Annotated in this window: 18 protein-coding genes; 12 read left to right on the top strand and 6 right to left on the bottom strand. The window is 67.9% G+C overall.

Going from position 1 to position 21889, the window contains the following annotated elements; translation table 11 throughout:
• Positions 1 to 161 precede the first annotated feature (161 nt).
• Positions 162 to 377: a hypothetical protein gene (locus tag ACOQFS_RS12560; RefSeq protein ID WP_421563197.1), complete on the top strand. Its 216-nt coding sequence runs from the start codon at positions 162 to 164 to the stop codon at positions 375 to 377.
• A gap of 155 nt (positions 378 to 532) precedes the next feature.
• Positions 533 to 1420 (top strand): DUF6279 family lipoprotein, encoded by an 888-nt coding sequence (locus tag ACOQFS_RS12555; protein ID WP_421563196.1) that lies wholly within the window; start codon positions 533 to 535, stop codon positions 1418 to 1420.
• Between the two features lie 123 nt (positions 1421 to 1543).
• Here the strand turns inward: ACOQFS_RS12555 and ACOQFS_RS12550 are convergent, their stop codons facing one another.
• Together ACOQFS_RS12550 and ACOQFS_RS12545 are read right to left on the bottom strand one after the other, a co-directional pair.
• On the bottom strand, positions 1544 to 2554 hold the full coding sequence (locus ACOQFS_RS12550) for a c-type cytochrome (protein WP_421563195.1): 1011 nt from the start codon (positions 2552 to 2554) through the stop codon (positions 1544 to 1546).
• Positions 2555 to 2798: 244 nt separating this feature from the next.
• Positions 2799 to 3728 carry a LysR family transcriptional regulator gene (locus tag ACOQFS_RS12545; protein WP_421563194.1) on the bottom strand — a complete coding sequence of 310 codons (930 nt, stop codon included), beginning with the start codon at positions 3726 to 3728 and terminating at the stop codon, positions 2799 to 2801.
• A gap of 257 nt (positions 3729 to 3985) precedes the next feature.
• Between ACOQFS_RS12545 and ACOQFS_RS12540 the strand changes: the two genes are divergently transcribed.
• From ACOQFS_RS12540 to ACOQFS_RS12515, 6 genes are all read left to right on the top strand, one after another.
• The gene (locus ACOQFS_RS12540; RefSeq protein ID WP_421563193.1) at positions 3986 to 5521 is read left to right on the top strand and encodes an aldehyde dehydrogenase family protein; all 1536 of its coding nucleotides are present in this window, start codon (positions 3986 to 3988) and stop codon (positions 5519 to 5521) included.
• Between the two features lie 166 nt (positions 5522 to 5687).
• Positions 5688 to 6881, top strand: a complete 1194-nt coding sequence (locus ACOQFS_RS12535) for an NAD(P)/FAD-dependent oxidoreductase (RefSeq protein ID WP_421563192.1) — start codon at positions 5688 to 5690, stop codon at positions 6879 to 6881.
• Positions 6882 to 6889: 8 nt separating this feature from the next.
• The gene (locus tag ACOQFS_RS12530; protein ID WP_421563191.1) at positions 6890 to 8578 is read left to right on the top strand and encodes a thiamine pyrophosphate-binding protein; all 1689 of its coding nucleotides are present in this window, start codon (positions 6890 to 6892) and stop codon (positions 8576 to 8578) included.
• 144 nt (positions 8579 to 8722) lie between these two features.
• Positions 8723 to 9163: a helix-turn-helix transcriptional regulator gene (locus ACOQFS_RS12525; RefSeq protein WP_421563190.1), complete on the top strand. Its 441-nt coding sequence runs from the start codon at positions 8723 to 8725 to the stop codon at positions 9161 to 9163.
• Positions 9160 to 10434 (top strand): type II toxin-antitoxin system HipA family toxin, encoded by a 1275-nt coding sequence (locus ACOQFS_RS12520; protein WP_421563189.1) that lies wholly within the window; start codon positions 9160 to 9162, stop codon positions 10432 to 10434. Before ACOQFS_RS12525 ends, ACOQFS_RS12520 begins: the two co-directional genes overlap by 4 nt.
• Before the next feature lie 119 nt (positions 10435 to 10553).
• The gene (locus ACOQFS_RS12515; protein WP_421563198.1) at positions 10554 to 11759 is read left to right on the top strand and encodes a Y-family DNA polymerase; all 1206 of its coding nucleotides are present in this window, start codon (positions 10554 to 10556) and stop codon (positions 11757 to 11759) included.
• A 45-nt stretch (positions 11760 to 11804) separates the two neighbouring features.
• Here ACOQFS_RS12515 and queF read toward each other — a convergent pair whose 3' ends face one another.
• From queF to ACOQFS_RS12495, 4 genes are all read right to left on the bottom strand, one after another.
• A complete protein-coding gene (queF, locus tag ACOQFS_RS12510; protein ID WP_421563188.1) occupies positions 11805 to 12716 on the bottom strand; it encodes an NADPH-dependent 7-cyano-7-deazaguanine reductase QueF in 912 nt (303 codons plus the stop codon).
• A gap of 109 nt (positions 12717 to 12825) precedes the next feature.
• Complete coding sequence (locus ACOQFS_RS12505) at positions 12826 to 13740, bottom strand: 2OG-Fe(II) oxygenase (protein WP_421563187.1); 915 nt, start codon at positions 13738 to 13740, stop codon at positions 12826 to 12828.
• 44 nt (positions 13741 to 13784) lie between these two features.
• Complete coding sequence (yaaA, locus tag ACOQFS_RS12500; RefSeq protein WP_421563186.1) at positions 13785 to 14564, bottom strand: peroxide stress protein YaaA; 780 nt, start codon at positions 14562 to 14564, stop codon at positions 13785 to 13787.
• A 113-nt stretch (positions 14565 to 14677) separates the two neighbouring features.
• Positions 14678 to 17854: an Rne/Rng family ribonuclease gene (locus ACOQFS_RS12495; RefSeq protein ID WP_421563185.1), complete on the bottom strand. Its 3177-nt coding sequence runs from the start codon at positions 17852 to 17854 to the stop codon at positions 14678 to 14680.
• Positions 17855 to 18447: 593 nt separating this feature from the next.
• Here ACOQFS_RS12495 and ACOQFS_RS12490 point away from each other — a divergent pair.
• The 4 genes from ACOQFS_RS12490 to ACOQFS_RS12475 are packed head-to-tail and all read left to right on the top strand — an operon-like array spanning position 18448 to position 21632.
• Positions 18448 to 19452, top strand: a complete 1005-nt coding sequence (locus ACOQFS_RS12490) for an RluA family pseudouridine synthase (protein WP_421563184.1) — start codon at positions 18448 to 18450, stop codon at positions 19450 to 19452.
• On the top strand, positions 19452 to 20120 hold the full coding sequence (locus ACOQFS_RS12485; protein ID WP_421563183.1) for an HAD family hydrolase: 669 nt from the start codon (positions 19452 to 19454) through the stop codon (positions 20118 to 20120). The genes ACOQFS_RS12490 and ACOQFS_RS12485 overlap by 1 nt, the downstream gene beginning before the upstream one ends.
• Positions 20121 to 20147: 27 nt before the next feature.
• Positions 20148 to 20531 carry a Rieske (2Fe-2S) protein gene (locus ACOQFS_RS12480; RefSeq protein WP_421563182.1) on the top strand — a complete coding sequence of 128 codons (384 nt, stop codon included), beginning with the start codon at positions 20148 to 20150 and terminating at the stop codon, positions 20529 to 20531.
• Between the two features lie 54 nt (positions 20532 to 20585).
• Entirely contained in the window at positions 20586 to 21632 is a 1047-nt protein-coding gene (locus ACOQFS_RS12475) for a S49 family peptidase (protein ID WP_421563181.1), read from the top strand.
• Positions 21633 to 21889 lie beyond the last annotated feature (257 nt).

The raw sequence follows: 21889 nt of genomic DNA, 5'->3' as shown, positions 1-21889 counted from the left end.
TCCACTCATCCCGATTGCGCTCCAACGCGATCCCCTGCGAGATCGTAAACACGTTCTGAAGGTCCGAGAGCCTTGCGCCCATCCGGTCGGTGAACTAATCTGGAGAAGCGGCAGTCAGTCTTTCATTCATTCATCCACCTTGTTCGAGAGAGCGACCACCCATGACCACCTACCATGCTCCGCATTTCGATCCCACGGTTGACGAGATCGAAACCCTCAAGCAGCTCGAAATGGGCGAAGTCATCACACTGCCCCACGCGCTCAAGGACCACGTGTCCGGCCGCCTGCTCGAATGGGGGCTGATCACCAAAGGCGTGCGGGGCGAACTGGCCATCACGGCCAGTGGCCGGCAGCTGATTCGCCGGCAGGACAACTGATCTTTTTTTGAAGGGCGGCCTGCGCCACCGCTGAGGCGTGTGGCCGCCCGCAGCGCTGTGTCGGGCTCGCACTGACCTGCGGCGGATATGCGGCGCGCCCTGTCCGCCGGGCCCGTCGCCAACGCATCTTCACCACCCCCATCAGGAGCTAGCCTGTGCACCTTGCACTGCCCTTGCTGCACCGCAAAACCCTGCGATCCGCCGCGCTGCTGGCCGCCAGCGCCCTGCTGCTGCAGGCCTGCAGCACCGTCAAGCTTGCCTACCACCAGGCGCCGCAGCTCGTGCAGTGGCAGATCAACAGCTACCTGGATCTGTCGCAGGACCAGGCAGAACGTGTGCGCGGCCGGCTGGACGAGCTGCACCAGTGGCACCGCGACACCATGCTGCCCCGCCATGCCGCGCTGCTGCAGCAGCTGCAGCGCCAGTTGCCTGAATCCCTGTCGCCCGAGCAGGCCTGCAGCGCCTACGCGCAGGTGCGCGGCCAGGTCGACGCGGTGCTGGCGCAGGCCGAACCCAGCCTGGCGTGGCTGGCCACGCAGCTCACCGACGCGCAGATACGTCACCTGCAGAAAAAGCAGGCCCGCAGCAACGCGGACTGGAAAAAGGAATGGCTGGACGTGGCGCCCGAACAGTTGCGCGAGCACCGCTTCAAGCAGCTGACAGGCCGCGCGGAAGGCATCTACGGCCCGCTGGACGCGCCGCAGAAGGCCGCGCTGCGCAGCTACATCGCGCAGTCGTCGTTCGATGCGCAACGCACCTATGCCGAGCGCCTGCGGCGTCAGCAGGACCTGGTGCAGACGCTGGAATCCGTCGCGCGCAATCGCACCGACACCGACCAGGCGCGCCGCCTGGTGCGCGGTTATCTCGAGCGCCTCAATCAGTCACCCGACGCGGCTTACCAGCGCTATGCGCGCACCCTGGTGCAAGAGGGCTGCGAGGGCTTTGCGCGCGTGCACGAGGCCATGGCGCCCGCCCAGCGCAGCCGCGCGGTGCAGTCCATCAAGGGGTATGCGGACGATTTTCTGGTGCTGGCGGCGCGGTAGAGACGCAGACGGCATGGGTCCGAAAAACTATAAAAACAATAGCTACAAGCCCTTATTGGATAAGCGATGAGGCTGATTTTTGATCAGATTTCACCCGTAAGACCTGCGCTGCATACCGGCGCATCAGCCCGGCACCCGCAGCCCTGATGACAGCGAGGACACGGAAGGCGCTGGCGCCACGGGCGCCGTGGCAGGCGCCACGGGCGACGCACTGCGCGCGCCTGCCGCCGCGGCGTCAACGCCCGCCGGGTGCGCACCGGGCGGTGTGGTCAGAAACAGATGCAGCGCCTGCGCGTCCACGTCGCTCAGCTGGCCCAGCGACTCGAAGGGCATCACCTGGATGGGCGTGCCATCGGGCCGCTTTCCGCTGCGCAGCATGGCGATGAAATCCGCGCTGCGGGCATAGCGGGCCATGGCGTTGGCCCCGCCGGGGCGGATGTCCGAGGCCGCAGGCCAGTCGGGCGGGCCGCCGGGGATCTTGCCGCCCGCGAGGTCGGCCCCGTGGCAGCCGATGCACATGTTCGCCACATACCGCCCGTTGGCCACGGTCACCCCGGCGGGCACGGGGCGCGAGGGTGCGAGCTGGTGGTCGATGCGCGCGGCGGCATCCGGGATGGCCCCCAGGCCATACAGCACCCACGCGGGCCGGGGCAGATCCACCACCGCCTCCTGCAGCCCGGGCTGCGCGGGCAACTGCCGCACGTAGGACACCAGTGCGTTCAGGTCGTCGTTGGTGAAGCGGTTGTAGTCCTGGCTGGGCATCACCATCAGCGGGCGGCCGTTGGGCTTCACGCCATGGCGGATGGCGCTGTTCCAGTCCTCGGGCTGGTAGCGCGCCACCACGCCGGCCGCCGTGATGTTGGGGCCCGCCAGCCGTGTGCCCTTGCCATCGTTCACGAACTCGCGGCCCGTGCCCTCGGCGCCATGGCAGTCGGTGCAGCCGCGCGAGGCATACAGGTAGCGGCCGCGCTCGATGGTCTGCGTGTCGGTGGTGTAGGCGACAGGGCGCGGCTTGATGTCGATATAGCGGTTGCGCTTCTGGTCGGCCAGATACAGGCCGCAGGCCGCCGTGGCGGCCGCGATGCCAACCAGCAGCACGGCGCTGCCAGCGGTCCATTTCATCCAGCGTTTCATGGTGGGGTGCCTTTGATTTGTTTTTGCTTTCATGCGTTGTTCCACAACAGGTTCATGGAACCCGAGCGGCGGATTCTGAAGTCGCAGGAGCAGTTTGGAGCCCCCTGCTTTGGTAGGGTTTGATGCAACTGGTGACATTTGTCACGCCACTGCGCGCTGGGCGTGCGCTGCGCCCCGATGGAGGCGTGACAAGTACGAAAGAAGGAAAGACGGCGACGACAGGGCGGGCGGCGGCTTTGCGGGATCAGGCTGCGTGAAGGGGCAAGGCCGCGCGTGCGTCGGCACACTCTCCCACCAGCCAGTCCCTGAACGCCTGGACCAGCGGCGTCTGCGCGCGCGCCTCCGGGTAGACGAGGTAATACGCATCGGTGCTGGTCAGCACCTGGTCCGACAGCTCCACCAGGCTGCCTGCCGCCAGCTCCTGCTCGATCAGAAAACGCGGCAGCAGCGCGGCGCCCAGGTGCGAGACGGCGGCCTGGGCGATCATGGCGAAGTGTTCGGACTGCGGGCCGCGCAGGGCCAGGGCCGTGGGGGTGCCCACGCGTTCGAACCATTCGGCCCACTGCGTGGGGCGGGTGCTTTGCTGCAGCAGCACGGCGCGGGCCAGGTCCTGCGGGGTGCGGATGCCGTGGCGGTCGCGGTAGGCGGGACTGCACACGGGCACGGTGTCTTCGTGCATCAGGTATTCGCACACGGCCCCGGCCCAGTGCGGCGCGCCGAAATGGATGGCGGCGTCGAACGGCGTGCCAGCAAAGTCAAACGGCTCGGTGCGCGACGACAGGTTGACCAGCGCCTCGGGGTGCTGTGCCATGAAGCGCCCCAGGCGCGGGATGAGCCAACGCGTGCCCAGCGTGGGCAGCACGGCCAGGTTGAGCAGCCCGTCGGTGCTGGAAAACGCCATGGCCTTTTGCGTGCTGGCCGACAGCTGCTGCAATACGGCGAGCACGTCGGCGGCATACACGCGGCCGGCGTCGGTCAGCACCACACGCTGGCGCACGCGGTGAAACAGGGCGGTGCCCAGTTGCGATTCCAGCTGCCGGATCTGGCGCGACACGGCGCTTTGGGTGAGGTGCAGTTCCTCGGCCGCGCGCGAGATGCTCTGGTGGCGGGCCGCGGCCTCGAAGGCCAGCAGGTCGGCGGTGGATGGCAGGAAGGCGCGGCGCAGCGAGGTCATGCGGTGGGGGAATGAAGCGCGAGGGCGCGGGAACAGAAATATCGGCGGCCACCGCTCAAAGCCATTGAGGCGACTGCTCTCGTATTTTCAGGCACTTCATTCCATTTTGTGATCAAGTAGTTCCGTTTATTTGCTATCCACCACGCCGACTTTGGAGGATATTGGCGGCTGGACGGCGGGGGTGTTTCCGCGCGTCTCCCGTCTCCTGGTTTCTTTTTTTCTTTCTTTCCGTGTCCCTCCGACCCTTGCGAGCTGCCATGTCTGCCCCCCTTGCCTCCACCCCCCTCGTGTCCGAAGTCGATGCGCTGTTGCAGCGCCTGGGCGTGCCCCGCGCCGCCTACACCGGCGGCACGCTGGCGGCCCGCTCGCCCATCACGGGCGAGGTGCTGGCCCAGGTGCCGCAGCACAGCGCCGCTGACGCCACCGCCGCCATCGGCCGCGCGCATGTGGCATTTCTGGCATGGCGCAATGTGCCCGCGCCGCGCCGGGGCGAGCTGGTGCGCCTGCTGGGCGAAGAGCTGCGCGCCGCCAAGGCCGACCTGGGCCTGCTCGTGACCATCGAGGCGGGCAAGATCCCGTCCGAAGGCCTGGGCGAGGTGCAGGAGATGATCGACATCTGCGACTTTGCGGTAGGCCTGTCGCGCCAGCTGTACGGCCTGACGATTGCCACCGAGCGCCCCGGCCACCGCATGATGGAAACCTGGCACCCGCTGGGCGTGTGCGGCGTCATTTCGGCCTTCAACTTCCCGGTGGCCGTGTGGTCGTGGAATGCCGCGCTGGCGCTGGTGTGCGGCGACCCAGTGGTGTGGAAGCCGTCGGAGAAAACGCCCCTCACCGCCCTGGCCACGCATGCGATTGCGCAGCGCGCCATCGCCCGCTTTGGTGCAGACGCACCCGAAGGCCTGCTGGAGCTGATCGTGGGCCAGCGCGACATGGGCGAGGTGCTGGTGGACGATGCGCGCGTGCCCGTGCTGTCGGCCACGGGTTCCACCGCCATGGGCCGCGCCGTGGGCCCGCGCCTGGCAGCGCGGTTTGCGCGCGGCATTCTGGAGCTGGGCGGCAACAACGCGGCCATCGTGGCACCCACGGCCGACCTTGATCTCGCCCTGCGCGGCATCGCCTTTGCGGCCATGGGCACGGCGGGCCAGCGCTGCACCACGCTGCGCCGCCTGTTTGTGCACGAGAGCATCTACGACCAGCTGGTGCCCCAGCTGACCCAGGTGTACGCCAACGTGCAGGTGGGCGACCCGCGCACCGCTGGCACGCTGGTGGGGCCGCTGATCGACCGCATGGCCTTTGAAGGCATGCAGAAGGCGCTGGAGCAATGCCGCGCGCTGGGCGCCACGGTGCACGGCGGTGGCCGCGTGGAAGGGCTGGGCGGTGCGGATGCGTACTACGTGCGCCCCGCGCTGGTGGAGCTGCAAAAGCACGAAGGCCCCGCGCTGCACGAAACCTTTGCGCCCATCCTGTACGTGGTGCGTTACAGCACCATCGACGAAGCCATCGCCATGAACAACGCCGTGGGCGCGGGCCTGTCGTCTTCGATCTTCACGCTCAATGTGCGCGAGGCCGAGCTGTTCATGTCGGCGGCGGGCTCGGACGGCGGCATTGCCAACGTCAACATCGGCCCCAGCGGCGCCGAGATTGGCGGCGCGTTTGGCGGCGAGAAGGAAACGGGCGGCGGGCGCGAGGCGGGCTCGGACAGCTGGAAGGCCTACATGCGCCGTGCGACCAACACCATCAACTATTCGACCGCCCTGCCGCTGGCGCAAGGGGTGACGTTTGACGTGTGAGCGGGGCGGCGACGGGATGCGGCGCGCCCTGGCTTCGACAGGCTCAGCCCGAACGGGTGGGGTGGTCGCGCGCATGGGTTCCCGCCTGGCGGCCAGCGTGTCCGCCCGTCCGTTCGCCCTGAGCCTGTCGAAGGGCCGCAGAGCGCCCCAGTGACTTTCCTCCTGTATGACCTCTGATTCCCAAAACCCCATCGTCATCATCGGCGGCGGCGCCATCGGCAGCGCCATTGCGTACTTCCTCACGTTGCAGCAACCGGGCTGCGAGGTGGTGGTGGTCGAGCGCGACCCGACCTATGCGCAGGCGTCGTCGGCGCTGTCGGCCAGCTCCATCCGCCAGCAGTTTTCCACCGACATCAACATCCAGATCTCGGCCTTCGGCATCGGCTTTCTGCGCCACGCGGGCATGCTGCTGGCGTGCCAGGGCGATGCCCCTGACATCGGCCTGCACGAGGGCGGCTACCTGTACCTGGCCACACCAGCGGGCGAGGCCACGCTGCGTGAAAACCATGTGCTGCAAACGCAACACGGCGCGGACGTGGCGCTGCTCGGCCCGCAGCAACTGGCCGAGCGCTTTCCGTGGCTGGCCCTGCAGAGCGTGGCGCTGGGCTCGCTGGGCCTGTCGGGCGAGGGCTGGTTTGACGGCTACCTGCTGCTCTCGGCGCTGCGCAAGAAGGCGCAGAGCCAGGGTGTGCGCTATGTGGCCGACGAAGCCGTGGGCCTGGACCTGGCGGGCAGCGATGGCGTGCGCCATGTGACGGCCGTGCGCCTGAAAGGCGGCGCGGTGCTGCCCTGCCGCCATGTGGTGAACGCCGGTGGCCCGTGGGCGGCGGCCATCGCCGGCTGGGCGGGCATAGCCCTGCCGGTGGTGGGCAAGCGCCGCACGGTGTTCCACCTGGCCAGCCCGGCGGCGCTGCCGGGCTGCCCGCTGCTCATCGACCCCAGCGGCATCTGGCTGCGGCCCGAGGGCAAAGGTTTCATCTGCGGCTTTGCGCCCCATGCTGACGACGACGCCGACTTTGCCCCGCTGGAGCCCGACTGCAATGCGTTCGAAAGCCACATCTGGCCCACGCTGGCCGACCGCATTCCGGGCTTCGAGGCGCTGCGCATGCAGGGTGCCTGGGCGGGCTACTACGAGATGAACACCTTCGATCACAATGCCATCGTCGGCCTGCACCCGGCCTGCGACAACCTGGTGCTGGCCAACGGCTTTTCGGGCCACGGCCTGCAGCAGTGCCCGGCGGTGGGGCGCGGCGTGGCCGAACTGCTGCTGACGGGGCGCTACCAGAGCCTGGATCTCTCGCCCCTGTCGGTCGAGCGCATCACGCGGCAGCAGCCGCTGCTTGAGAAAAACATCATCTGAAGAACCCTATGACCACGCCTTCCACCATCACCTCCCGCACCGGCGGCCAGATCCTCGTGCAACAGCTCATCACGCACGGCGTGAAGCAGCTCTTTTGCGTGCCCGGCGAAAGCTACCTGGCCGTGCTGGACGCGCTGCATGATGCCGACATCGGCGTGACCGTGTGCCGCCAGGAGGGCGGCGCGGCCATGATGGCCGAGGCGCAGGGCAAGCTCACCGGCCAGCCGGGCATCTGCTTCGTCACACGCGGTCCGGGCGCCACCAATGCGTCGGCGGGCGTGCACATCGCCCACCAGGATTCCACCCCGCTGATCCTGTTCGTGGGCCAGGTGGCGCGCGGCGCCATGGGGCGCGAGGCCTTTCAGGAGCTGGACTACAGCGCCGTGTTTGGCACCATGGCCAAGTGGGTGGTGCAGATCGACGACCCGGCCCGCGTGCCCGAGCTGGTCTCGCGCGCCTTCCATGTCGCCACGTCGGGCCGCCCCGGCCCCGTGGTGATCGCGCTGCCCGAGGACATGCTGACCGAGGCCGCCACCGTGGCCGATGCGCTGCCCTACCAGGTCACCGAAACCCATCCGGGTGCCGCGCAGATGGCCGAGCTGGCCGGGCGCCTGAAGGCCGCGCACCAGCCCGTGGCCATCCTGGGCGGCAGCCGCTGGTCCGAACAGGCGGTGCGCGAATTCGTGGCGTTTGCTTCAGATTGGTCGCTGCCGGTGTACTGCTCGTTCCGCCGTCAGATGCTGTTCCCTGCGAACCATGCCTGCTATGGCGGCGACCTGGGCCTGGGCGTGAACCCGCGCCTCTTGGCGCGCATCCGCGCATCCGACCTGGTGCTGGTGGTGGGCGGGCGGCTGTCAGAGATCCCTTCGCAGGGCTACGAGCTGTTTGCCATTCCTAACCCTGCCCAGCCGCTGGTGCACGTGCATGCCGATGCCGACGAACTGGGCAAGCTCTACCGTCCCGCCCAGGCCATCCACGCCACGCCGCAGGCCTTTGCGGCGGCGCTGGCCGGCGTGCGGCCCGCCGCGCCCGTGGCCTGGCGGGCCCATGCCGAGATGGCGCGGTCGGAATACGTGCTGTGGAGCGACGCCAACCCCATCCAGATCCCGGGCGCGCTGCAGATGGGCCAGGTCATGCAGCACCTCAAGTCCACGCTGCCTGCCAACACCATCTTCTGCAACGGGGCGGGCAACTTTGCCACCTGGGTGCACCGCTTCTGGCCATTTACCACCTACGCCAGCCAACTGGCGCCCACCAGCGGATCGATGGGCTACGGCCTGCCCGCCGGCGTGGGTGCCAAGCGCCTGTGGCCAGAGCGCGAGGTGGTGGTCTTTGCGGGCGACGGCGACTTTCTGATGCACGGCCAGGAGTTCGCGACGGCCGTGCAATACGGTCTGCCCATCATCGTGGTGCTGCTGGACAACGCCATGTACGGCACCATCCGCATGCACCAGGAGCGCGAGTACCCCGGCCGCGTGAGCGCCACCCAGCTCAAGAACCCCGACTTCAAGGCCTACGCCCAGGCCTTTGGCGGCCACGGCGAACGTGTGGAGCGCACCGAAGACTTCGCCCCCGCCCTGGCCCGCGCCCGCGCCAGCGGCCTGCCCAGCGTGCTGCACTGCTTGATCGACCCCGAGGCGATCACGCCCACGGGCACGCTGCAGGGAATTCGCAGCGCGGCACTGGCAAAGCGGTGATGTGGATTCATAGAAATGTCCTCATTGGAAAAAATGGGATATCTATGAATTCAGTTGCCTGCTTTGCACAGGTTTGAAGCCATCTTGGTGGTTGTTGAGTATTCATAGATTTGCATAAATATGGGTTTTGAGTACTATCTATGAATGCCAAAGAAAGCCACCCCTTCTGCCGAGTACCCGCAGGCCGTTCTCCAGCAGATTGAACAGCTGGGCCAGCACATCGCTATTGCGCGCAAGCGGCGCGGCGAGACGCAGGCCGAGTGGGCGCGTCGCCTGGGGGTGTCGCAGCCCACCATGGCGCGCATCGAGCGCGGGGACCCTTCCGTGGCCGTGGTCAGCTATGTGATGTGCATGTGGCTGGTAGATCCCGCCGTGGCGGTGGCCGATCTGGTGGCCCCGCAACACGACAGCGCGGCGCTGGAGCGCGAAGTCAGCCGGGTGCGCAAACCCCGATCGCGCGCAGCAGGTTCATCCGGCGCGGCAAGCCCCCGCGCGCCGCTGGCCGCACCAGCGGGTTCGTCCCCAGGCGCGGCGGCCGGTCTGGCGGCCTTGCTTAACCCGGGCGCCTCCAAGGCTGCGCGATGACATCCGCGATGCGCACGGGCCCCGTCACCGCCCGCACCTATGTGCCGCAGGACCAGCTCTATGTCTGGGCGTTGGTGAACCCCGCCCAACCCACTTTGGTGGGGGAGCTGCGCCTGTCGCACCTGGTGGCCGATTGCGCCACCTTCCAGTACGCGCACGACTGGTGGCACTTCCCGCTCAGCGAGGACCTGCCGCTGGTGGCGGGGCAGGAGTTCACCGCGGGCGAGCGCGGCAGCGCGCCCGGTGCCATCGACGATGCGCGGCCCGACCGCTGGGGCGAACGCGTCATCCGCCACGTGGACCGGCCCGCGCGGCTGTCCATTCTGGAGATGCTGCTGTTTGCAGGCGACGACCGGTTTGGCGCTTTAGGCGTTTCGGTGTCTGCCGAGCGCTACGTGCCCCGTCTGCTGGGCCCCTATCCGCAGGTGCGCGACCTGGCGCAACTGAGCACCGCGGTGGAGGACCTGCAAACACAGGCTCCGGTCACCGCCGACATGCAACGCCTGGTGCAGCCCGGCGTGACGCTGGGCGGCGCCCGGCCCAAGGCCTTGCTGCAGACCGAGGCTGGCGCCTGCGTGGTCAAGTTCAGCGAGCTGGACGACGCGGTGGACACACCCTTGGTGGAGCACGCCACCATGACGCTGGCCGCCCGCGCGGGCATTCGCGTGGCCGCCACGGGCGTGCTGCCGCTCCCCGCCCGCCACGGCAAGGCGCGCCACGCGCTCACCATCGAGCGCTTTGACCGCGTGGGCAGCTACCGGCTGCACTGCCTGTCGGCCCGCACGCTGCTGCGCGCTGCCCGGCTGCCCGAAAGTTATGGCGCACTGGCCACCGTGCTGCTGCGCCTGGCCCACCCGCAAGGGCAGGTAGCGCAGCGCGAGGAGCTGTTCCAGCGCATGGTGTTCAACATCCTCATAGACAACACCGACGACCACGAGCGCAACCACAGCGTGCGCCTGGGGCTGGACGGCTACTACGAACTGACCCCGGCCTACGACGTGATGCCTGCCTTGCAGAACCTGGGCTACCAGGCCCTGGCCGTTGGCCGTGCAGGCGCGGAATCCAGCCTGGACAACGCGTTGACCGAGCTGAGCGAGTTCGGTATCAAGCGGCCGCGGGCCGTGGAGTTGATCCGGCAGGTGGTGCAGGTGGTCGATGGGTGGGCCGCGCACTTTGCGCAGCAGGGCGTCGCGGCGGCCGACATGGAGCTGCTGCGCGCCAGCATCGACCGCGACGCGCTGTTGCGCCAGCGGCAGGCCTTTAGACTTTAGATGAACAGGTTCTCACCCCGCCACGCACAATACCGGGCGTGACCGCCGTTCCGCCCGACAACGCCGCTGAAAATCCCGCCCCGCAGCCGCATCGCCTGCGCCGCATTGCGCACCTCGACATGGATGCGTTCTTTGCGTCGGTGGAGCTGCTGCGCTACCCGCAACTCAAGGGCCTGCCCGTGGTGATCGGCGGCGGGCGCCGCAAGGTGGACGAGCTGCTGCTGCAGGGGCCGGACGGCACCGGCGAGCGCGAGCGGCGCTTCATCCCCGTGGAAGACTTTCCGCTGCTCAAGGACTATGTGGGCCGGGGCGTGATCACCACGGCCACCTATGCCGCGCGGCAGTTTGGGGTGGGCTCGGCCATGGGCATGATGAAGGCGGCCAAACTGTGCCCGCAGGCCATCGTGCTGCCGGTGGACTTTGACGAGGTGCGCCGCTATTCGCGCACCTTCAAGGCGGCCATCCTGGAGATCGCGCCCGTGATGCAGGACCGTGGCGTGGACGAGGTGTACATCGACTTCACCGACGTGCCCGGCGGCCAGCGCGAGGGCGGGCGGGTGCTGGCGCGGCTGATCCAGAAAAGCATCTTTGAGAAGACGGGCCTCACCTGCTCCATCGGCGTGGCGCCCAACCGGCTGCTGGCCAAGATGGCGAGCGAGTTCCACAAGCCCAACGGCATCTCCATCGTCTACGAGGAAGACCTGCAGGAGAAGATCTGGCCCCTGAACGTGCGCAAGGTCAACGGCATCGGCCCCAAGGCGGGCGAAAAACTGGCGCGCCTGGGCATCGAGACCATCGGCCAGCTGGCCGCGCAGGACGCGCAGTGGCTCATCGGCCATTTCGGCAAGTCCACCGGCGCCTGGATGCACCGCGTGGCCTGGGGGCGCGACGACAGCCCGGTGGTGACCGAGAGCGAGCCGGTGAGCATGAGCCGCGAGACCACCTTCGACCGCGACCTGCACGCCGTGCGCGACCGGGCCGAGCTGGGCGCGATCTTCACCGACCTGTGCCGGCGTCTGGCCGACGACCTGCAGCGCAAGGGCTATGTGGCGCGCACCATCGGCATCAAGCTGCGCTACGACGATTTCAAGATCGCCACGCGCGACCACAGCGTTGACTTCTATACGGCCGACGGCGCCACCATCCGCCGCCTGGCGGGCCAATGCCTCAAGCGCGTGCCGCTGGACAAGCGGCTGCGCTTGCTGGGCGTGCGCGCGAGCGGCCTGGCGCTGCGCGGTGAAGAGCCTGCGACGCAGCCTGCCGGAAAGTCCGCCGCACGCCCCGCAGCCGGGCACGGCGAGATGGAGACGGGCCAGCTTTTTTGAATCCCGGGCCTGCGCCGTGCCGGTGGGCAGCAACCCGGGTGCGGCCTACTGCCGCGCCGTGCGCACGTTGCGCGGCAGCCCCTGCGGGTGGCTGGTGCGCAGGGGGTTGATGTCCAGCCCGCCGCGGCGCGTGTAGCGCGCATAGACCGTGAGCTTGATGGGTTTGCAGCGCGCCCACACGTCCATGAAGATGCGCTCCACGCACTGCTCGTGAAACTCGTTGTGGTTGCGAAAGCTCACCAAGTACTGCAGCAGGCCTTCCTGGTTGATCTGCGGGCCGCTGTAGCTGATCTGCACGCTGCCCCAGTCGGGCTGGCCGGTGACGAGGCAGTTGCTCTTGAGCAGGTTGCTGGTCAGGGTCTCGGTCACGGGCGCCTCGTTGAATTCGGCGGTGAGCAGCTCGGGCGCGGGCTGGTAGTGCGTGCATTCCACGTCCAGCCGGTCCAGGCTCAGGCCGTCCAGCTCGTGCACGGGTTCCTGGTCGAACAGCTCGGGGGCGATGAGCTTCACGCCCACGGTGGCCGGGTGTTCGGCGCCCCGCCACACCGCCTCGCTGATGTCGGTGCGGATGCGGGCCTGCACTTCTGCCATGTCGGCAAACCGCGTGTTGTTGAAGCTGTTGAGGTAGAGCTTGAACGACTTGCTCTCGACGATGTTGGGCGTCTCGCAGGGCACGGTGATGTGCGCCAGCGCCACCTGCGGCTTGCCGCGCAGGTTCAGCCACGACAGCTCGAACGCCGTCCACAGGTCGGCGCCGAAGAAGGGCGCGGCGCCCGTGATGCCGATCTCGGCACGCTTGCCCGCGCGGGGGATGGGAAACAGCAGGCCCGCGTCGTACTGGTCGATGTAGGCGGACGTCTTGCCCAGCTGGGATTGCTCGGGCGTGTTCGTGGCCGCACCGGGGGCCGCACCGGTGGCCGTACTGGTGGCGGTAGGGTCGGAAGGTGTTTTGCTCATAAAACAATAGCTGTCAGCGCTTTATGGATAAGCGCTGGAGGCATTTTTTAATCAAAAAAATATGGGGTGCCGTGTAGGCAGAGGTGTTGTGTGGCTCTGCACTGCGGCATCACTTGAATTCGCGCTCGCGCAGCCACTTGGTGGCGATCCACTTTTCGCCCGCGATCACGGGCGCGCCGCCGTGCAGGGTGCGCGTGGCGGCGTGGGGGCGGTCGTAGCTGAAGAACACGGCGTTGCCGCGCTGCGGTGCCACTTCCACGTGCACGTCCGGAAAGGTGGTGCCGCCGCCTTTTTCGGGGGTGTTGAGGTACATCACCAGCGTGCCCACGCGCTGCCCGCCACGCCGCAGGATGGTGGCCGTGCCGGGCTCGGCCGGGTCGAAGTAGTCGTAGTGGGGCTTGTATTCGGCACCCGGGCGGTAGTGCAGCACCTGCAGGCCTTCGCCGTTCTCGATGGGCCAGTTCAGCAGGCGCGCAATGCGCTGTTCGATGCGCTCGATGAGTTCGGTCTCCGCCCGTTGAAAGAACATGCCGTCGCTGGTGCGGTCGGCGTTGATCTCTTCGCCACCCGTCTTGGTGGCCACCGTGAGTGAGCGCGCCATGCGCGGTTCGGCGGCGGCCATCAGCGCGTCGCACTCTTCAGGCGCGAGCAGGTTGCCGAACACCACCACCCGGGGCTGGGCCATGGCCAGCAGCACGTCCACCACGCGGTCGCCGCAGTCCACGCGGGCGGGGGATTCATCGAGCAGGGGCTCGGGCACGGGCACGCCGCTGGGCTGGCCCTGCTGCACGGCCAGCTCGTTCAGGTGTTCCTGCAGCGTGATCTCCAACGCATCGGTGGCCACGTCCTCGTCCCAGCCCGCGTCGCGCATCGACTGCAGCACCACGGGCGGGGGATGGCCGGCCTGGGCCTGCTCGATGATCCAGCGGCGCAGCTCCGGCGTGATCGCCTGGCGCGCGGCCTTGCTGCGCTCGTCTGCTGCCGCAGAGGTGTTCGTTGTGGTGGTGCTCGCTGTGGTGTTCATGGCGCTCCTTCATCAACGCGGGAGGGTTGCAAATTGCTCTTGGCCTATGGTCCGGCCTTGCGCCGAAAGACCAGGCGCTCAGGCGAGGATGATGCCGGTGCCAACGCGTAGCCGTCCAGATCAAATCCTTCAAGCGCGTGGGGTGTGGCAATGCGGTGCGTGATCGCGTAGCGGGCCATCAGGCCCCGGGCGCGCTTGGCAAAGAAGCTGATGATCTTGTAGCTGCCGCCCTTGTAGTCCTCGAACACGCATTCGATCACGCGGGCCTTCAGGGCCTTGCAGTCCACGGCCTTGAAGTATTCCTGCGACGCGAGGTTGACCACGACCGGCGTGGTGTCGGCGCGCAGCCGGGTGTTGAGGTGCTCGGCAATCTGGCGGCCCCAGAACTGGTACAGGTTGCTGCCCGCGCCGGTGGCCAGGCGGGTGCCCATCTCCAGCCGGTAGGGCTGCATGCGGTCCAGCGGCCGCAGCACGCCGTACAGGCCGCTCAGGATGGCCACATGGCCCTGCGCCCAGTCGAGGTCGTCCGGGGCCAGCGTGCGCGCGTCCAGCCCTTCGTACACGTCGCCATTGAAGGCCAGCAGTGCCTGGCGCGAATTGCTGGCCGTGAACCGGGGCCGCCAGGCCTGGTAGCGCGCCACGTTCAGCGCGGCGAGCTTGTCGCTCAGGTCCATCAGCGTGGCAATGTCCTGCGGCGCTTTTTCGCGCAGCACGTCGATCAGTGCAGACGCTTCGCGCACGAACTGCGGCGTGGTGTGGGGCAACCCCGGCGGCAGCGGGGTGTCGTAGTCGAGCGATTTGGCGGGCGAGAGCAGGAAGAGCATGGTGTGGGCGATAGCGTAATGAAAAAAAGCGGCCGGGGCCGCTCTTGGTCAGGGGGGGGGTGCAGGTCTGCAGCCTCTGCCGCAGGCCTGCCCCGGTTGCGCTCCCCGGTGCCTCAGGAAGACGTGCCTTCAAACGGCATCTTCATCGCCGACAGGTCGCGGCGGGTTTCCACCAGCACCAGCGGGCCCTCGTCCACCACCACCACGGGTGGCCGCTCGCGCGGCACGTGGATGGGGCGCGGCTCGGCAGCGATGGCGGCCTGCACGGCGGCGATCTTGTCGGCATCGGAGTTCACCCACTGCAGGCCCGACGAGGCGGCCACCTGCTGCAGCGCGTCGACCGGCAGCGCAAACGGCTGCACGCGCGGCATGCCAGTGGCTGCGGGGGGCAATGCGGCGGCTGCGGGAGCAGGCGCTGCAGCGACGGGTGCAGGTGCAGGCGCAGGGACGGGAGCCGGCGCAGCGGCCACGGGTGCCAGCGGCTCAGCGGCAGCAGGGGCTGCTGCCACTGCGGGCTCGGCGGGCGCTGCGGCCACTGCCGCATCAGCGGGCGCGGCGGGCGCGACAGGAGCCGCAGGAGCTTGCGCCGGCGTGCTGAAGTAGCTGCGGCGTGGCGGCTCGTCCTGCGATGCGGCGGGGGTTGCGGCATCGGCGTCGGCATGGGCCGGGGGCAGGGCGTCAGCGGTGTTGCCGTTGCCGTTGCCGCCGTTGTCGCGCGGGCCACGGTCGCCCCGTTCGCGGCGGTCACGGCCGTAGCGGTCGCGTGAACGGCGCTCGCGGCGCTGTTCTTCGCCAGCGGGAGCGTCGTTGCCGGTCAGGTCCAGATCGGGCAGGGATGCCAGGGGGGCCGTGTCGGCAAAGTCGCCGGGCGCGGCCGCCGGGGCGGCCAGCGCTACAGCGCCCTCAGCGGCTTCGGCCGTGCGCGCGGGGCGCTCGCCGCGTGGCTCACCACGCTCGCCACCACGGCCACCGCGTTCGCCACGCTCGCCACGTTCGCGGCGAGGGGGGCGGTCACCACGGGCGGACTGTTCGGCAGCACCGCTCGGGCCTTCCACCACCGCGGCGCCTTGGGCTGCAGCGGCATCACCGTTCAGGCCGGCTGCCTGCTGGCGCGGCTCTGCGTCGCGGCGCGGGCGGCCACCACCGTCGCGGCCGCCTTCACCACGGCCGTTGCGGCCTTCACGGCCCTCGCCTCGGGTTGGTGCGCCTTCGCGGCCCTCGCCTTCGGGGCGCTGGGCGGCGTCGCGTTGCGGGCGTGCGTCTGCGTCGCGGGGGGCACGGCCCTCGGCGGAGCGCTCGCCCCGGCGGCCACGGCCCTGGCCCTCGCTGGCGACGCCTTCGCGAGCGCCGTCACGCGGTGGGCCATCGCGTCCATCCCGTCCGTCTCGGCCACCCCGGCGGCCACGGCCTTCGCCGTTGCGGCCGTCACGGCGGGGTTCGCCACGGCCTGCGGCAGCGGGCGCTGCTGCCGGTGCGGGCGCTGCCACGGGGGCGGGTGCTGCAGGTGCGTCGCCAAAACCAAACAGGCTCTTGAGCCAGGCGAAGAAGCCTTGCTCCTGCGGCGCGGCGGGTGCCGGTGCGGCCACGGGGGCAGGCGCCGGTGCGGCGGCGGCGCCACGGGGCGGCTGGCCTGCGCGCTGCGGGCGGGGTGCGGCGCCTTCGGGGCGGGGCTCGGCCACGGGGGCGGGTGCGTCGGGCAGCACGCCCTTGATCACGGGGCTTTGCTTGTTGGTGGGCTCTTGAGAGCGGCGCGTGACGGACGTGGGGTCCTCAAACTCCTCGGCCAGCTTGTAGCTCGCGTCCAGGTGATCGAGGCGCGGGTCGTCGTGCTTCAGGCGCTCGAGCTTGTAGTTGGGCGTTTCCAGCGTCTTGTTGGGCACCATCAGCACGGCCACGCGCTGCTTGAGTTCAATCTTGGCGATCTCGGTGCGCTTTTCGTTCAGCAGGAAGCTGGCCACTTCCACCGGCACCTGGCAGTGCACGGCGGCCGTGTTGTCCTTCATCGATTCTTCTTGAATGATGCGCAGGATCTGCAGGGCGGACGATTCGGTGTCGCGGATATGGCCCGAGCCGCCGCAGCGGGGGCAGGGGATGGACGAACCTTCGCTCAAGGCGGGCTTCAGGCGCTGGCGGCTCATTTCCATCAGGCCGAACTTGCTGATGGTGCCGAACTGCACGCGGGCGCGGTCCTGGCGCAGCGCGTCGCGCAGGCGGTTTTCGACCTCGCGGCGGTTCTTGCTCTCCTCCATGTCGATGAAGTCGATCACGATCAGACCGCCCAGGTCGCGCAGGCGCATCTGGCGGGCCACTTCGTCGGCGGCTTCCAGGTTGGTGCGGGTGGCGGTTTCCTCGATGTCGCCGCCCTTGATGGCGCGGGCGGAGTTCACGTCCACGGACACCAGCGCTTCGGTGTGGTCGATCACGATGGCGCCGCCCGAAGGCAGGCTCACGGTGCGGGCATAGGCGGATTCGATCTGGTGCTCGATCTGGAAGCGGCTGAACAGCGCGGCATCGTCGCGGTAGCGCTTCACGCGGGCGGCATGCTCGGGCATGACGTGCGCCATGAACTGGTGCGCCTGCTCGTAGATGTCGTCGGTGTCGATGAGGATGTCACCGATGTCGTTGTTGAAATAGTCGCGGATCGCGCGGATGACGAGCGACGATTCCTGGTAGATCAGGAAGGCGCCCTTGCCGCCCTTGGCAGCGCCGTCGATGGCATTCCAGAGCTTGAGCAGGTAGTTCAGGTCCCACTGCAGTTCGGGCGCCGAGCGGCCGATGCCTGCGGTGCGGGCGATGATGGACATGCCGTTCGGGTACTCCAACTGGTCCATCGCCTCCTTGAGTTCGGCGCGATCCTCGCCCTCGATGCGGCGCGAGACGCCACCACCCCGGGGGTTGTTGGGCATCAGCACCACGTAGCGGCCGGCCAGGCTGATGAAGGTGGTCAGGGCCGCGCCCTTGTTGCCGCGCTCTTCCTTTTCGACCTGGACCAGCAGTTCCTGGCCTTCCTTGATGACTTCGTTGATGCGCGCCTGGCTGGGCGAGACGCCGGGGGCGAAGTACTGGCGCGAGATTTCCTTGAACGGCAGGAAGCCGTGGCGGTCTTCGCCGTAGTCGACGAAGCAGGCTTCGAGCGAGGGCTCGACGCGCGTGACGACGGCCTTGTAGATGTTGCCCTTGCGCTGCTCGCGCCCCTCGATCTCGATCTCATAGTCGAGGAGCTTTTGTCCGTCGACGATGGCCAGGCGCCGTTCTTCGGCCTGCGTGGCGTTGATGAGCATCCGCTTCATGATGCGATTCCTTCAATCAGTGTTTCGCAGGCAGCAGCGGTGTCGCCGGATCACACCGGCGTACGGGCTGCCGCCCGCGGTTTCCAAACCAATACAACAAGCTCTACAGGAGCTGTGAATGCCTGGACTGACGCATCGAAACGAAGGGAATTGCCGGGAATGCCAATGATCTGCCGCGCTCTAGCGCAGCATCGTGAGGCAGGGGCGCGTGGATGGGGGCGAGTGGTAGGAGCGCAGTTTTGCTAGCAAAAGAGTAGCTGATTGCGCTTGCTGGCTGGGCGTTGGAGCCGAACTGGAGCATGCAGCCGGGGGCAATAGCCACCGCCACAAGGTCACCATCCAGCTCATCAACAACCACATGCTCGCTTTGATCCGCTGGCAGGCGGTACCCGGGTGGGGTGCCTCTGCCAGCTTCTGGGATTCCGTATCAGTGTTTCAATCTGTCAGCCCGCCGAACCGCGTGCTGGCCACCGCAGGCATCTGGCCTGCAATCTGCGCGCACGACGCCCGCTGGCATCGACCTTCCTGCGCAAGTGCAAGGGCTGTGTGGACTAAACTCCAGACAAATCAACCACTTACATAACAACGCGCAGGTGAAACACATTATAGGGGCCAAACCGCCCGCCACCCCCGCGGAGCTTCCCGCGGCCCGCATTGTGGAAGTGGACGCGGACTCTTCGGGCCAACGGCTCGATAACTTCCTGATACGCCACCTCAAGGGCGTGCCCAAGACGCATGTCTACCGCATCATCCGCAGCGGCGAAGTGCGCATCAACAAGGGGCGCGCGAGCGCCGACACCCGGGTGGAGGCGGGCGACCGGGTGCGCCTGCCGCCCGTGCGGGTGTCCGACAAGGTGGCCGAGAAGGCCGAGCGCCCGGCGCCGGCGCGCGAGTTCCCGGTCTTGCTCGAAGACGAGCACCTCATTGCCATCGACAAGCCGGCCGGCGTGGCGGTGCACGGCGGCAGCGGCGTGAGTTTTGGCGTGATCGAGCAGCTGCGCCAGGCCCGCCCGCAGGCAAAGTTCCTGGAGCTGGTGCACCGGCTGGACCGCGAGACCTCGGGCATCCTGTTGGTGGCCAAGAAGCGCAGTGCGCTCACGCACCTGCAGGACCAATTCCGCGAGCGCGAGACCGGCAAGACCTATCTGGCGCTGGTGACCGGCGCCTGGCCCGCGAACAAGAAAGTCATCGACCTGCCGCTGCACAAGTACCTGCAGGCCGACGGCGAGCGCCGCGTGCGCGTGACCACCGCCGATGACCCGGACGGCATGCGGTCCATCACGCTGGTCAAGGTGCGCAGCACGGCGGCACCCCGGCCAGACCAGGGGCTGCCCGCCATGTCGCTGCTGGAAGTAACCATCAAGACCGGCCGCACGCACCAGATCCGCGTGCACCTGGCGAGCCAGGGCCATCCCATCGTGGGCGACGACAAATATGGCGACTTCGACCTCAACAAGCGCCTGCAGAAGCTCTCGATGAAGCGCATGTTCCTGCATGCCTGGCGGTTACAGTTCAACCACCCCGCCTCGGGCGAGCGCATTGCGCTGCATGCCGAACTGCCCGCCGAGCTGGCCGCCTTTCTCCCTGGACCTGCCTGATGCCCCTCACCCCCTCCCGCCGCTTCGACCTCATCGCCTTTGACTGGGACGGCACGCTGTTTGACTCTACGGCCATCATCGTGCGCTGCATCCAGGCAGCGGTGCGCGACGTGGGTGGCACCGTGCCCACCGACAAGGAGGCCGCCTACGTGATCGGCATGGGCCTGATGCAGGCCCTGGCCCATGCGGCGTCCGACGTGCCGCCCGAGAAATACGCCGATCTGGGCAACCGCTACCGCTATCACTACCTGCAGCACCAGGATGACCTGAGCCTGTTTGCCGGCGTGCTGCCGCTGCTCAACGCCCTGCGGGAGCGCGGCCACCTGCTGGCCGTGGCCACGGGCAAGAGCCGGCGCGGGCTGGACGAGGTGCTGCACACCGTGCAGCTGCGCGGCATGTTCGACGGTTCGCGCACGGCCGACCAGACGGCCGGCAAGCCGCACCCGCTGATGCTGCAGGAACTGATGGCGGAGTTCGATGTGGTGCCGGAGCGGGTGCTGATGATCGGCGACACCACCCACGACCTGCAGATGGCCGTGAATGCGGGCTGCGCCAGCGTGGGGGTGAGCTACGGTGCGCACGAGCCCGACGCCTTCCATGCCCTGGGCCCGCTGCACGTGGCGCATTCGGTGGCCGAGTTGCATGACTGGCTGCAGCACCATGCGTAGCCAGGGTGAGTGGTGGAAGGGCAGGGCGTGAGCGATTCCGAAGAGCAAGCCGTCGCACTGTGCCCCAGTGCCGCCCTGGTGGACGGCGGGGTGGCCGTGGCCTTCGACGTGGTGTATGCCGGCCAGAGCTGCCGCGCGTTTGCCATTCGCTATCGCGGCACCCCCCATGCCTATCTGAACCGCTGCACGCATGTGCCGATGGAAATGGACTACCAGGAAGGCCGCTTTTTTGACGACACGGGCCAGTGGCTGCTGTGTGCCACGCACGGCGCGGCCTACCTGCCCCACACCGGCCAGTGCATCGGCGGCCCCTGCCGCGGCGGGCTGGTAAAAATCACTTTGTCGGAAAACGATGGTGTGGTGCACTGGCATACTGCACGGCACCTGAAGCCGGTGGAGTTTCGGCCCTGACGGCCGGAGATGCCGCGCCAGCGCCCCTGTGCGCACCATGCCAGGACGCATGACATGACACACCCCTCTCAGCCCGGCCCGTCGGGTTTTGATCCAAAAACCAATCCAGCGCCCGATCTGTGGGCGCAAGAAGCTATCAATTCAGGAGCATCTGTGAGCGAATCATCGCCCGAACCCGGCTGGGAGCGTGCCACGCTGGAAAAGTTGGCCTTTGCCACCCTCAACGAACAGCGCAGCGCGCGGCGCTGGAAAATTTTCTTTCGCCTCGCCTGGCTGTCGCTGATCGCCGCGATTGCGTTCATGGCCTTTCGCCAGGCGTCGCCCGCTGCCAGCAGAAGCACGCCGCACACGGCGGTGGTGGACATCAAGGGTGAAATTGCCAGCGGGGCCGAAGCGAGCGCCGAGTTCGTGGTGGCCGCCATGCGCAGCGCGCTGGAGGACGAAGGCTCGCAGGCGCTGGTGCTGCTGATCAACTCGCCCGGCGGCAGCCCCGTGCAGGCCGGCATCATCAACGACGAGATCGTGCGCCTCAAGGCCAAGCACAGCAAGCCGATCTATGCGGTGGTCGAGGAGACCTGCGCCTCGGCCGCCTACTACATCGCGGCGGCCGCCGACGACATCTATGTGGACAAGGCCAGCATCGTGGGCAGCATCGGCGTGCTGATGGATGGATTCGGCTTCACCGGCACCATGGAAAAGCTCGGTGTGGAACGGCGCCTGCTGACGGCGGGCGAGAACAAGGGGTTTCTCGACCCGTTCAGCCCCCAGAGCGACAAGCAGCGCGCCTATGCGCAGGCCATGCTGGACCAGATTCACCAGCAGTTCATCACCGTGGTGAAGACTGGGCGGGGAGACCGGCTGAAGACGACGCCCGACACCTTCAGCGGCCTGTTCTGGACCGGCCAGCAGGCGGTGGAGATGGGCCTGGCGGACAAGTTGGGCAACCTCGATTACGTGGCCCGCGAAGTCGTCAAGGCCGAAGAGATCATCGACTACACCCGCCGCGATAACGTGGCTGAGCGCCTGGTCAAGCGGTTTGGCGCGGCGATGGGCATGGGTGCCGTCAAGTCGCTGTCATGGGCGGGGCCGCAACTGCGCTGAGCGACCCGTCACCCGCCCCCGTGCAACCGCGCGGTGGCGGGCAAGAGTGCGAAGCCCCTGGGCCTTCGAGAAATCTCAATGAAAAGTGGATTTACCGCTTACTGGGTAAGCGTTTGTAGCTATAAAAAATATAGTATCCCAGGAACCGGGGCCAGGAGTCTGCGCGGTAGAAGGCATCGAAGCGAAGCGCGAGACCGATTTATCGTGCGTTGCAGCCGATGCTCCTTGTGCCGCGCAGACTGCCAGGGCTTTGGCCT

Source organism: Paracidovorax sp. MALMAid1276, assembly GCF_049198005.1.
Classification (GTDB): Bacteria; Pseudomonadota; Gammaproteobacteria; order Burkholderiales; family Burkholderiaceae_C; genus Acidovorax.
Note: the sequence above shows the minus strand (reverse complement) of the source record. Positions and strands in the feature narration are given on the sequence as shown.